This window comes from Micromonospora sp. DSM 43699, assembly GCF_055517075.1.
Window position 1 is genome coordinate 300,397 of the sequence record NZ_JBTMMT010000001.1, and the last position, 13,848, is coordinate 314,244.

4 protein-coding genes are annotated in these 13,848 nt (G+C 71.3%); all 4 read right to left on the reverse strand.

Annotation, left to right across the window (positions count from 1 at the left end; translation table 11 throughout):
* Positions 1-6 precede the first annotated feature (6 nt).
* The 4 genes from AC0AIB_RS01380 to npdG all read right to left on the reverse strand — a co-directional run bounded on the left by AC0AIB_RS01380 (position 7) and on the right by npdG (position 13,828).
* Positions 7-9,600, reverse strand: coding sequence for an amino acid adenylation domain-containing protein (locus AC0AIB_RS01380; protein ID WP_465095838.1), 9,594 nt, complete (start codon positions 9,598-9,600; stop codon positions 7-9).
* Positions 9,597-10,757 (reverse strand): aromatic ring-hydroxylating oxygenase subunit alpha, encoded by a 1,161-nt coding sequence (locus AC0AIB_RS01385; RefSeq protein ID WP_328346044.1) that lies wholly within the window; start codon positions 10,755-10,757, stop codon positions 9,597-9,599. The genes AC0AIB_RS01380 and AC0AIB_RS01385 overlap by 4 nt, the downstream gene beginning before the upstream one ends.
* A gap of 101 nt (positions 10,758-10,858) precedes the next feature.
* On the reverse strand, positions 10,859-12,094 hold the full coding sequence (locus tag AC0AIB_RS01390) for an NAD(P)/FAD-dependent oxidoreductase (protein ID WP_328346042.1): 1,236 nt from the start codon (positions 12,092-12,094) through the stop codon (positions 10,859-10,861).
* 1,047 nt (positions 12,095-13,141) lie between these two features.
* Positions 13,142-13,828, reverse strand: coding sequence for an NADPH-dependent F420 reductase (npdG, locus tag AC0AIB_RS01395; RefSeq protein WP_442930698.1), 687 nt, complete (start codon positions 13,826-13,828; stop codon positions 13,142-13,144).
* Positions 13,829-13,848: the final 20 nt, after the last annotated feature.

Sequence of the window (13,848 nt, forward strand, 5' to 3'; positions counted from 1 at the left end):
CCTCGCTCAGTGCTCGTAGTGACGGTCGAACAACGGGTGGCCGACTGCCTCGTCACCTGCTGCGGGTACCGAGACCTCCGGCTCCGGTCGACGCCGCGCGGCGGCGGAACCGGGGAACCGGGGTGCGCTCAACTCCCGGCGCTCGAAGGGGTAGGTGGGGATGGTGGTGGTCCGGTGTCCCTTCCCGTGGTGCACCCCGACCCAGTCGATCTCACCGTGACCCTGGTTGTAGAACGACGTGACCGCCGTGTGGAGCTGCGCCTGATCGTCGTGGTCCCGTCGCAGCGTCGACAACCAGGTCAGACCGGTGTCGGTAAGCGTCGACCGCGCCAGACCGGTCAACACCGGATGCGCGCCGATCTCCCAGAAGACTCGTCCACCGGCGGTGTGCACCGCCTCGACCGCCTGCGCGAAACGCACCGGTTGGCGAATCCCCGACCCCCACAACCGGCCGTCGGCCACTGATCGGGCGTCATGCCAGCCACCGGTCACTGTGGAGGCGAACCCGACCCGTGGCGGTGACACCATCGCCTGCCCGAACGCCTGGGCGAACGGGTCCACCGCACCCGCCATCGCCGCCGAATGGAACGCATGACTCACCGTCAACCGCTGCGTCCGCAACCCCGACCCCGACCCGAACGCCTCCACCATCTCGGCCGGGCCGGAGATCGTCACACTGCGCGGGGCGTTGAACGCCGCGATCTCCACCCCCGGAAACGACGACAACACCGCCTCCACCGATCCGGCGTCCGCGAACACCACCGCCATCGCCCCATCCGAGGGCTGCGCCTGCATCAACCCACCCCGCACCACCGCCAACCGCAACAACTCCCCCAACCCGAAAACCCCCGCCGCCCAACCCGCCGTCAACTCACCCACACTGTGGCCCACCACCAACCCCGGCCGCACACCCCACGACTCCAACAACCGCACCAACCCCACCTGCACCGACACGATCCCCACCTGCGCGAACCGCGTCTGCACCAACTCACCACCCCGACCCCCCAACACCACCTCCCGCAACGGCACATCCGAACACGACCCCACCAGCTCAGCGCACTCATCAAACGCCTCACGAAACACCGGCTCAGTCGCGTACAACCCCGCACCCATCCCCGCATACTGCGAACCCTGACCCGAGAACAGGAACACCGACAACGGCGGCTGATTCGACAACCGACCCACCGGCCGATCCCCACCCACCACCGCGCTCAGAGCATTGGCCAACCCAGACCCGTCAACACCCTGCACCGCCACCCGGAACCGATGCGACGCACGACCCACATTCGCCGTGAACCCCACATCACCCACCACAGACGAATCCACACCCGACAACATGCGCGCATACCCGTCCGCGAGCCGACGCACCCCGTCCTCACTGGCCGCGGACACCTTCACCACGAACGACCCCTGTGGCAGAGGCTCCCGAACCGCCAGGGCCGGTGCCTCCTCCACGATCACGTGCGCGTTCACCCCACCCATCCCGAACGCCGACACCGCCGCCCGACGCGGCACACCCTCGACCCGAGGCCACGACACCGGCCGATCCGCCACAAAAAACGGAGTGTCCTCAAACCGAATATGGTCATTCGGCCGCACCACATGCAACGTCGCCGGCACCACCCCGTGCTCCAACGACAACAACACCTTCACCAACCCCGCCAAACCCGCCGCCGGCTCCAAATGACCAATATTCGACTTCAACGAACCAATCGCACAGAACTGCGTCCGCGACGTAAACCCCCGCCACGCCCGCGTCAAACCCTCCACCTCGATCGGATCACCCAACGACGTCCCCGTCCCATGCGCCTCCACCATCCCGATCCCCTCCGGACCCACACCCGCATCCCGCAACGCCGCCACGATCACCTCCCGCTGCGCCGCACTGCTCGGCACCGTCAACCCACTCGTCCGACCACCGTGATTCACCGCAGAACCCCGAATCACCCCCCGCACCCGATCCCCATCCCGCACCGCATCCACCAACCGCTTCACCACCACCGTCACCACACCCTCACCCGGCACGAACCCATCCGCCCCCGCATCGAACGCCCGCGACGCACCCGACGGAGAGAACGAACGCAGGCGGGAGCCGAGCTGGAAGTACTGCGGAGACATGGCCAGGTGGACTCCGGCGACGATGGCCTGGTCGCACTCGCCGTTGCGGATGCTGCGCACGGCGGTGTGCAACGCCACCAACGACGACGAACACAACGTGTCGATCGTCATGCTCGGCCCCGACAGATCCAGGAAGTAACTCACCCGGTTCGCCAGGATCGCGTTGTGGTTGCCCAGCCCGGCAGCGGTCTGCACCACGTCGCCGACGACCATGTCCCGGTAGTGCTGGTAGCTGGCGCCGACGAACACGCCTGTCGACCGGCCGGCCGTACGGCCCGACAGGCCGGCGTCCTCCAGCGCGCGCCAGGCGGACTGGATGAGGTGGCGCTGCTGCGGGTCGATCCACTGGGCCTCGGCCGGTGAGATCCGGAAGAACGGCGCGTCGAAGTCGGTCAGATCGTCGACGAAGCCCGCCCGGCGCAGGTAGACGGTGCCGGGTTCGGCCGCGTCGGAGTAGTAGTCGTCGATGTCCCAGCGGGACTTCGGGACCTCGCGGAGGCAGTCCTCGCCCCTGGTGAGCACCTCCCACAGCTCGTCGAGGTTGCTGGCGGTGGGGAAGACGCCGTCGATGCCCACGATGGCGATGTCGTGCCGGTCCGGAGCCGCCGAGGTCGCCTCGGCGACCGGCGTCACCACAGCCGGGGCCGGGGCCGGTACGACCGGCGTGTCAGCCGGAGAGCCGCCGTCCGGTGCGGGTGGCACCGCGCCGGTTGCCGGTACGGCACCGGGCACGGCGGTGACGCCGTACGTGTCGCGCAGTTCCCGGGCGAGGTTCTCCACCGTCCCCACCTCGAGCAGCATGGTGACCGGGATGTCCACGCCGAGCCGGCTACGGATGTCCTGGGCCAGCGAGACGGCCAGCATCGAGTCGAGCCCCTGCGCCTCCAACGGGCGGTCCAGTTCGAGGGTCTCGACGTCGGTCTCCAGGCCCTCGGCGATCCACCGGGCCAGCGCCCGACCGAGGTCGCCGGCACCGGCGGCCCCGATGACCGGGAAGGAGGCGGCGACCCCGTTGACCGGGACGGGGGCTGCGGCGGCGGGTCCGGTCGCGGCCGGGACCCGACCGTTGCCCTCGGCACCGTGGACCGGGACGGACCCGGGCGGGGCGTCACGGTGCGCGGGGCCGCCGGGCGGGGTGGTGCCGTCGAACCGGGCCCGGTCGTGCGCGCCCGCCGGGGTGGACGGGGTGGACGGCGGTGCCGGGGAGATCCGACGCCAGGTGACGCCCTGGGCGGTGAGCACCGGCCGGTCGCCGTCGAGCACCACCAGGCTGGCGGTGAGCAGCCCGGCGTCGGGCGCGCTGCCCCGGTCCCGGCGGGCGTGCACGCGGACCTCGCCGGTGAGCCGGCCCCGCACGGTCAGCCGGGAGACGGTGAACGGCACGTAGAGGCCCTGCGCCCCGCAGGCGGCGAGGGCCACCTGGAAGGCACCGTCGAGCAGCCGGGCGTCCACCGGACCGGCGTCGGGTCCGGCCTCGACCCGCAGGGTGCCGGTCGCCGCACCGTCCGCTATCGACAGTTGGCGTACGCAGCGGAAGCTCGGGCCGTACCGCAGGCCGTTGCGGTCGAAGTCGCGGTACATGCCGTCGAGGTCGACCGGGGTGAGCCCGACGGGGTCGGCGGGTGGGGTGAGCGTCGGATCGGCCGGTTCGGGGTCGGTCACCTCCAGGTCGCAGACCACGGCGGCGGTGTCGTCACGGAAGGTGACCCGGGTGCCGTGCCGTTCGGCGGTGAGCGTCGTCGGCGGCCGTACGGTGGCCCGGAAGGTGAGGTCCCGCAGGGTGAAGGCGTCCCGTCCGAGCAGCTCGGCGACCTTGCCGGGGTAGCCGGCGCCGGGCAGCGTCGGGTCGCCCAGCACCACGTGTTCCAGGGCCTCCGGGTGCTCGCGCCACGACCGGTCGCCGGGCGTGCCGGCCGCCGGGAGCTGCCCCGCCGACGACGCGGGTGCCAGCCACAGGTGCTTCTCCTCGTGCGGGGCGGTGGGAAAGCGCACCGGGGCGCGTTCCCCGGCCACCAGACCGTCGCCGGCCACGAAGCGGCGGGCCGCCGAGTCGAGGGCGTCGCGTCCGGGCGCGTCACCCAGCGGGGGCAGGGTCAACCCCGACGAGATGGGGACGACCCCGGTGTACAGGTTCCGGGTGCCCTCGGCGCGGGCGAGGAAGAGCATCAGCTTGTCGTCGAGCTGTTCGACGGTGTCCACCACGCAGGCGAGCCGGTACGTCGCCGCCGGCCGCTGCCGGCTGGCCACGCAGATCCACGCCAGCGGCGGGCAGTACGGCGCCCGGAGCAGGTGCACGAGCCGACCGGCGAGGATACGCAGCCCCTCCTCCGAGCCGGCCGAGAGGGTGAGCAGGCCGGGACCGGTCCGGGCGGGCGCCCGGGTCGGCGACGGGGCCGCCGCGAGGACGGCGTGCGCGTTCACCCCGCCGAAGCCGAAGCTGCTGACCCCGGCGACCCGGGGCCCGACCCACGGGACGAGCCGGTCCGGGACGAACAGCGGCGAGTTCTCGAAGCGGAACGCCCGGTTCGGGAAGGTGAGGTGGGCCGAGGGCGGAATCCGGTCCGCCTGGAGCGCGAGGATCGTCTTGATCAGGCCGGCGATCCCGGCCGCCGGTTCGAGGTGGCCGATGTTCGTCTTCACCGAGCCGACCGCCACCGTGCCCCGCCGCGCCGGGCCCAGGGCGGCCTGCAACGCCTCCAGCTCGATCAGGTCCCCGAGCTGGGTGCCGGTGCCGTGCGCCTCGATGTAGCCGATCCCGTCCGCCTCGACGCCGGCCCGCCGCAGGGCGCTGCGGATCACCGCCTGCTGGGCGGTGCTGCTCGGCGCGGTCAGGAAGCCGGCGGCACCGGTGTGGTTCACCGCGGACCCGCGGACCACCGCGAGGATCGGGTCGCCGTCGCGTTCGGCGTCGGCGAGCCGCTTCAGGACGATGACCCCACAGCCCTCGCCCCGGACGTACCCGTCGGCGTCGTCGTCGAAGGTGCGGCACACCCCGGTCGGGGAGAGCATGCCGTTGCGCAGGAAGGAGCGGGTCTTGGTGGGGGTCAGCACCAGGTTGGCCGCGCCGACGACGGCCGCGTCCACCTCCCCGGCGCGCAGGTGCATGGCCGCCTGGTGCAGGGCGACCAGTGAGGACGAGCAGGCCGTGTCGACGGCGAAGCTCGGCCCCGACCAGTTGAAGGCGTGGGAGAGCCGGTTGGCCACCATCGACACCGCCGTGCCGGTGGCCACGTGCGGGTCGCCGGCCCCGATGCTGCCCGCCACCAGTTCGGGGAAGTCGCTGGCGATGGTGCCGATGAAGACGCCGGTGGCGGTGCCGAGGGAGGCGGCGGTGTGGCCGCAGCTCTCCAGGGCCTCGTCGGTGACGCTCAGCAGCAGCCGCTGCAACGGGTCCAGCCGTCGGGCCTCCCGGTCGGTGAGCTGGAACCGGGCGGCGTCGAAGTGCTCGACCCGGTCGACCCAGCCGGTCGGGACCTCGTCGGCGGTGGACCAGAGGTGACCCCAGCCACGGTGTCCGGTCGGCGCGTCTCCGACGCTGGAAACCCCGTCGGCGAGGTTGGCCCAGAACTCGTCGGGGGTGGCGGCACCGGGGAACCGGCAGGCCAGGCCGATGACGGCGAGCGGCTCCCCGACGGTGTCGGGTGCCGGGGTCCCGGACCGGGTCGCCGGTGCGCGGTGGCGGGGCGGCTCCGGCCGTACGGTGTCGGGTTCGGCCGGGTCGCCGGTCGCGGCCTGCGGTCCGCCGGTCGCACCGGCCGGGACGGGGTGCGCCGGGTCCGACGCGGCGTCGACGGTACGGTCGGCAGCCGCGTCGGTGGTGGCCGCGACGACCGCCTCGGCGGCAGCGACGACGGCCTGCTCGGGGGTCGCCCCGGTGGTGCCGGTCCGGGAGCGCCCGGACGCGCTGGGCGCGGGTTCGAGCAGTCCGGCGAGCCGTTCGGGGGTGCCGGTGGCGAAGATCGCCGGTGGGCTCACCGGGACGCCGAACTCCTCGGTGAGCGCCAGCGCCGCGCGGGTGACGTTTGCCGAGTCCCCACCGAGGTCGAAGAAGTTGTCGGTGACCAGGAACTCGTCGTGACCGAGCACGGCGGCGAAGACCCGCGCGATGCGGTGCTCCGGCGCGACGGTCGACTGCGGGACGACGGCGGGCTCCGGCGGGACGGTCGGTTCCGGGGTGGAGCCGGTGGCCGTCGGGGTCGCGGTGGGTGCGACGGAGGGGACGCCGGTGCGGATGATGGTGTGCCGGTCCGGCAGCGGCAGCCGGCCACGGGCGATCTTGCCGTTGTCGGTCAACGGCATCGCGTCGAGCCGTACATAGGCGTCCGGCACCATGTACTCGGGCAGCCGCCGGCCGACGAAGGTGTCCAGCTCCGCCTTGACCAGGGTGCGCTCGCCGACGAGGTACGCGGTCAGCCGCGGTTCGCCCCGGCCCTCGAAGGCGACGGCGACGACGGCGGCGGCGGTGACGCCGGGGCACTCCGCCAGGACGCGTTCGATCTCGGCTGGTTCGATCCGGTTGCCCCGGACCTTGACCTGCGAGTCGGCCCGACCCAACCACTCGATCGCGCCGTCGGCGTGCCGCCGTACGGTGTCCCCGGTGCGGTAGAGCCGCTGGCCGCTGGCCGGATGGGTGAGGAACACCTCGGCGGTGCGGTCCGGGCGGTTGACGTAGCCCCGGGCCAGGCCGACGCCGGACAGGTACAGCTCGCCGGTGTCGGCGGGGTTCAGGTCGGCGTCGAGCACGTGCAGGGTGAGGTTGGGCAGCGGTTCGCCCAGGGGCAGGAACGCGCCGACCGACTCGACCCGGTGGGCGGACGCCCAGATCGTCGCCTCGGTGGGGCCGTAGAGGTTCCACAGGGCACGGGCGGTGCCGTGCAGTTGCTGGGCGGTCGCCGGCACCAGGGCCTCGCCGCCGGACAGGACGGTGAGCTGCGGCCTCGGCGTCCAGCCGGTCTCCAGCAGCAGCCGCCACATGCTCGGGGTGGCCTGGGCGACGGTGACCTCGCCGATGAGGTCGGCCAGCCGGTGCGGGTCGCGGGCCACCGCCCGGGACGCCAGGGTCACGGTCGCGCCGACGGTCAGCGGCAGCAGCAGTTCCAGCAGGGAGATGTCGAACGCGACGGTGGTGTGCGCGAGGACGATGTCGGTCTCGGACGAGCCGAGCCGTTCGCCGATGCCGGTCAGGAAGTTCGCCAGGGCGGCGTGCCCGATCTCCACCCCCTTCGGTTCGCCGGTCGACCCGCTGGTGAACAGCACGTACGCGAGGTCGGCGCCGGTGACCGTCGGCGGCGCGGCCAGCGCTGACCCGTCCGGGCCGGGGATCGGCAGCACCGGACCGACCGACGCGCCGAACGCGAGGCTGTGTTCGTCGGCGAGGATCAGATCGCACTCGGCGACCTGCACGTAGCGGCGCAGTCGTTCCACCGGATAGTTCGGGTCGAGCGGCAGGAACGCCGCCCCGACCCGCAGGATGCCGAGCATCGCCGGGACCAGGTCGGGGCCGCGCTCGGTGAGCAGGCCGACGACGGACCCGGCACCGATCCCCTGGTCGTACAGGTGGGCGGCGATGGCGTCGGCCCAGGAGTCCAGGGTGGCGTAGTCGATCCGGCGGGCACCGCTGCGGACCGCGACGGCGTCCGGACGGGCGGCCATGGTGGCCGCGACCAGATCCAGCACTGTGGGTACGGAGGCTGCCGGCTCGGCCGCACGGTCCGGGTACGACGCGACGTCGGTCGGGCCCACGGCGTCGGACCCGTCGTGTCGGGTGGCCCCGGACCCGTCGGGCGGCGTCGCACCGGCCGGTGCCGAATCGACCCTGTCCGCGGGGGCGGGCTCGGCCGAGGCGATCGCAGCCTCGTCGGCAGCGGCGGGCGTCGACGCGGCAGCCGGCGTGGGCATGGGCGCGGCGGTGCCGAGGAGCATGGCCCCGAGGGCGATGTCCTCGACCCGCTCGGCGAACTCCAGCGCCTCGTCGGCGGACATCGCGGTTTCCCGGACGAACACCGTGGGCGGGCCGTCGTGCAGGCAGATCAGGGCGATCTCGGTGTCCGGCTCGGTGGCCGCCTCGTCGTCGGGGTGCCGCTGGAGGACGGCGATCCGGGTGAAGGTCGGCCCGTCGGCACCGACCGGGCGGTGTGCCAGACCGAGGCGTACCTCCAGGTCGGTGGCGTAACCGTGCCGGGCGGTGGCCTCGTCGAGCCGGGCGGACAGTTCGTCGGCGGCGCCGGCGTCGAAGCGCACCGGGACGCGGGCGACGGCGAGCCCGCAGGTCGCCTCGGCCAGGGCCGGCGCGGAGGAGGTCGACCAGGCGAAGTCGAAGCTCGGCGCCTCCATCCGTTCGGCGAGCACGGCGAGGAAGGCGCGGATGACGGTGACCGTCTCGGCCCGGGACCGGGGCAGGTAGGCCAGCTCGTACCGGCCGTAGTGGGCGGACGCGGCGGTGAAGTCCTCGGCGGGCAGCGGCGCCGGCCGCAGGTCGGTCAGGCGGGCCCTCCACCAGGACTCGTGCCGGCGCAGCGGACCCTGCGCGTCGGTGATCGCCGCCAACCGCCCGGGTGGCGCGGCCGGCAGCGGCCGGCCCGGGGTGATGCCCAGCCGCTGGGCCACTGCCCGGCCGCTGAGCGCACTGCCGTCGGTCGCCGTGAAGTCGCTCAGCAGCAGGTCGCCGTCGGGGGTGGACAGGGTCAGCGCGGAGTCGGTCACGGCCGTCGCGACGGTCACCGACGGCGGGTCCTCGCGGGGGATGCGCCGGACCTGGCTGGTGAACACCGCACCCTGGGCGGTGATCAGCGCCGGCACCCCGAGCGGGTTGGGGAACGTGCCGTAGTCGAGGGCCTTGGCGATGCGTTCGGCCTCGGTGGCGGAGGTGCCGGCGTGGATGAGGCCACCGCCGGCGATCCGGTCGCGCTGGTGGTAGAAGCGACGCTCCCGGTCGCCGGTGTCGACCGGTTCGGGCAGTCCGCGCCGCAGCAGGTGCCCGACGAGGTCGGCGAAGAGCGCGATGCCCACCTCGGCGGTCTCGTAGGTCAGGGAGAGCGCGGTGGAATGCGTCCGGACCGGGAACCACCGTTCCAGCAACACGGGGCCGGCGTCCACCGCCTCGGTCATCAGGTGCCAGGTCGCGGCGTGCCGGGTCGCCCCCTCGTAGAGCGCCCAGGCGGCGACGTTGCTGCCGGAGTAGCGGGGCAGCGGACCGTCGTGGAAGTTGACCGCGGCCACCTTCGGCAGCGCCAGCACCGGGCCGGGCAGGATCCGGAAGTTGACGATACTGAACAGGTAGTCGACCTCGGTGGCGGTGAGCGCGGCGGCGAGGTCGGCGTGCGGGTCCAGCACCGGGACGTCGTGCGCGTCCGCCCAGGCGGCGGCGACCGGGTCGTCGGTGAAGACGCCCTCGACGCGGATCCCGGCCTCGACGAGCTGGTCGGCGCAGCGGGCCAGGACCCGGGTGCCGCCGATGAGGAAGCAGTTGACCACGGCCGTCATCCCTCGGTGTCGACGGGGTCGGCCGTCTCGCGCGCCACCCAGGCGTCGATCTGGGAGACGACCTCCTCGTCCAGGGAGAGCTGCCCGGGCGACCAGAGCGGGTTGGACAGGCCGCGGTGGGTCCGCTCGCACATCTCCCAGTCCTCGTAGTTGGCCTTGTCCCAGAGCGCGAAGACGGCCTCGTGCGAGAAGTCGCTGCGGGCCGTCTCGGAGGGGTGGAACAGCCAGAAGTGCCGCACGTAGCAGGTGCTCGGGCTCTCCGGCCAGACCCACTGCATCATCACGTAGTCGGCGGTGAAGCCGAAGAGCAGGTTCGGCAGGATGGTGATCCAGTTGATCTTCTTGAGGTCGGCGTCCGGGACCAGCGGCATGGGTGTCCGGTCGCTGCGTCCGGTCATCGACACCGAGTTGTACTTGTCCCGGATGACCTGCCACGCGCCGACGATGTCGCCCTTGAGCTCGTAGGTGCCCGCGTCGTCGAAGTCGGTGATCCGGTGCAGGTCCTTGTGTGCCGTCGGGAAGTGCAGGCTCTCGTTGACGTTGTGCGCCACCAGCTTCCAGTTGGAGGCGACCGGGTAGTCCTTCGCCTGCACGCACTTCAGGTCGGCCAGCTCGTAGACCCGGGCGAACTCGCCGAACTCGCCGAGGGAGGCGTCGAGGTCGGGGGCGTCGTCGGAGAAGGTGACGAAGACGACCCCGAACCGGATCTCGGTACGGATCGGCAGCAGGCCGTTCTTCTCCTTGTCGAAGAAGTGGTCGAAGTACGTGCCGTTGAAGCTCTTGAGCTTGCCGTTGCGGTCGTAGACCCAGCAGTGGTAGATGCAGACGATGCTCTGCCGCTTGCCGGTGGCCTCCTCCACCAGCCGGTACCCCCGGTGGCGGCAGTAGTTGTGGTACGCCTGGATGCCGTTGTCGCCGTTGATGATCAGGATCGAGCCGGTGCCGATGGTCAGGGTCGCGTAGGAGCCCTTCTCGGTGAACCGGGAGACGTGGTCCACCGGCAGCCAGCGGCGGCGGTAGATCCGTTCCAGCTCCCGCTGGTGCTGTTCCTCACCGGTGTAGAATGCGTGGGACCGACCACGGCCGCCGGTGTCGTAGTAGGACCGTTGGTCGTCCTGTTGGCCGATGAGATCGAACATGCTGGACGCGCGCGTCATCTGCCTGCCTCCTCGGGGGATCAAGTGCCACGTACGAACGGCGGAGGACCGGGGCGCCCTCCACCGTCGTGCCGCGCCTGTCCCGCGCGGCCTCACGCCGATCAGGACGGTTCGTAGATCCGCTTGTGCGGGGGTACGCCGGCGTCGTCGTAGATCCGGTCCAGGTTGTCGGGGGCGAACAGCTCGTGCCCCTCGACCCCGCCGGCGATCATGCCGAGCATCTTGGTGGTCCACTCCTGGCTGGTGCTGATCGCGCCGAGCACCGCCTCCAAGTACGGGTCGAGGGTCAGCTCGGCCATCGCCGTGGTGTAGTCGTAGACCGGCGCGCTCTCCTCGTCGCGCACCTTGACGTAGTCGGCGAGGGCGTCGTCCATGGTCCGCTCGCCGGAGAGCGCCTCGTGGATGCGGTCGGCGAGCAGTTCGCCGTGCAGGAAGGCGTCGGTCATGCCCCACCCGGTGATGGGGTCCTTGTGGTAGCCGGCGTCGCCCACCAGCGCCCAGCCGGGGCCGTGCGAGCGGCGGTAGTAGTTGTCCGGGTAGCGCATCGGCCGCAACGGCTCCTCGCGCCGGCCCTGCTCGCGCAGCTGCGCGCCCATCTCCGGTTCGACGTCGTCGAAGACGGCCAGGAAACGCGCCTCGGGGTCCTGGCGGAACTCCTTGAGCTGCCGGCGGGTGCAGATGACGGCGACCATGTTGACGTCGCCGTTGGTCGGCCAGGTGCCGAACCACTGCTCGTGGAAGCCGGTCTTGTGGTGCAGGCCCCAGTCCAGCCCGCTGTAGTAGGAGTAGTAGGTGAAGCCGGCGGCGGGCCGCACGTTGTACAGCTCCGCGCCGACCTTCCGAGCGACCGTGGAGTGGAAGCCGTCGGCGCCGACCACCACCGTGGACCGGTACTCCTGCTCCGGCCCGTCGCCCTCGCGGCCCCGGATGCCCACCACCCGACCGTCGGAGAAGACCAGGTCGGAGACGGTGAACTGCTCGAGGACCTCGACGCCGGCCCGGCGGGCGGCGTTGACCAGGATCTCGTCGAGCACGACCCGACGCGGGCAGTAGACCGCGTCGATCCCGTCGATCGGATCGGCGAACCCGGTCAACGGGATGCCGTGGTTGGCGTAGTTCATCTTCCGGATGGCCGGCGTCTTCGCGTCGATCACCTCGTCGAGCAGTCCCCACGCCTGGAGGCGGGACAGCCCGGCCTGGTGGATGTAGTGGGTCGACACCGCGTCGCTCGGAAATGAGGAGCGGTCGACCATCAGGACCCGGTGGCCACGTCGGGCCAACAGCATTGCCACGGGCGAACCCGCGCAGCGTGCACCGACAACGATTACATCGAACATGGGCCTGCTCCGATCAGTCGTCAGCCCTGGAAAGCAACCGTCCAATACGGATGTGGGATTGCCACGAGAGTACTTTTCCACGTTCCTCACGGTCAATGCACAGATTCAACGACGTCCGGGGAATGAGAACGCTAACAAGACGGAGTGCCTGCGTACGGACCCTTGCCGAAGCGGAATTCAGGGCGGCTAGTGTGACGTGGATCACATCCATAAAACAAGCTGGATGAATGCTGAGAATGGCGCTGAACTGGGATGATCACTTTCGGTTTACAAAATCGCCCCGATAAATCACAGAAACAAACCGGTGCCAATACGCCCCCAGTCACCCCAGAGGCGGGATCTTCCGGCGAAGCGCCCACCTGCACCGATCGGCGATGACGCGCCCCAAAACACGGGCAACCCCCCAAGAAGGGCAACGGCCACCGTTAACACCTACCGTAATATTTCGGTCACAGCCGCCCTGAGCTGGGGCTACCTCTAGATCAATCGAGCTTTACCAATTAACATTCCACCGGAGCCGCGACAGCAAAGATACTTTGTGGTTGCCTTCGGCAATTTCTAGGTCGGCATGCGGTTGCCCGACATGACCGTTGCCCCGGGCGCTTTCCTGGGACCCTGCGGCGGGACGACCCCGCCGCAGGGCCGACAACGCGCGACCGCCCACATCCGGTCGACCCGGATCCGCGACACCCCGACGAGGCGAACCGAGAGATTCCGCATACCGCCGGCGGCGCGATAAGTGTTCTTTGAATGCCACGTTCCGATCTGTGGACTGACCGGAAATCAGGTACCGGGGCCGAATCCGTCCGCAGGAGCCAGCGGGCGGGAGCGCACATGCGTGAATCGGCTCTCGGTTCACCGGTCGTACCGGAGAACTCACAGAGCCGTCGCCAGACATTCCACGGGGCAGTTCCGGTAGGGCATCCTCCCTACCGGAAATCCCGGTATTCCCCGTCCCGGACTGACATCACGGTGCCGACGCCCACTCAGCGAGCCGTTGCCGTCACGCCACACGTCGATCCGGTTGCGGCCAGCCGGCCGCCTGGGTCACACGTCGGTGATCCGCAGGCCCGCGTGGGCCCGGTAGCGCCGGTTGACCGCGATGAGGTTGGCGGTGAACGCCTCGACCTGGTGAGCGTTGCGCAGCCGCCCGCCGTAGACACCCCGGACCCCGGGGATGGTGGCAGCGAGATCCTGGACCAGGTCGGTGGCCTCGCGGTCGTCACCGAGCACGAGGACGTCGGTGTCGACCGGGTCGAGGCCCGGGTCCTCCAGGAGCACGGCGGAGACGTGGTGGAACGCGGCGACCACCCGCGACCCGGTCAGGATCGCGGCGGCCTGCTGGGCGGCGGATCCCTCCGCGACGGCGAGGGCGTAGGCGCCCTGCTTGTCGAACCCCAGCGGGTTCACGCAGTCGACCACGATCTTCCCGGCCAACACCCGCGCGAGGGCGGTGAGCAGATCGGCGTGCCCGGCCCACGGCACGGCGACCACCACGATGTCTGCCTCGGCAGCGGCCTCGGCGTTCGACCCGCCCCGCACCCGACCGGGCAGGGCGACGGCCGTCTGCCCCGCCCGCTCCGCGTCCCGCGACCCCAGTACGACGTCCAACCCGGCCGCCCCGAAGCGCCGGGCCAACCCCCGCCCCTGCGGCCCCGTCCCACCGAGCACTCCGACCGTCCGACCAACCAGCCCATCACTCACGCTCACATCAGTCTCCTTCTCATCCCCCAACTCCCACCCCTCCCGCCCTC

Coding starts and splice junctions, on each gene's coding strand:
- AC0AIB_RS01380 (WP_465095838.1), bottom strand. CDS start 9,600: ATGACGGCCGTGGTCAACTGCTTCCTCATCGGCGGCACCCGGGTCCTG.
- AC0AIB_RS01385 (WP_328346044.1), bottom strand. CDS start 10,757: ATGACGCGCGCGTCCAGCATGTTCGATCTCATCGGCCAACAGGACGAC.
- AC0AIB_RS01390 (WP_328346042.1), bottom strand. CDS start 12,094: ATGTTCGATGTAATCGTTGTCGGTGCACGCTGCGCGGGTTCGCCCGTG.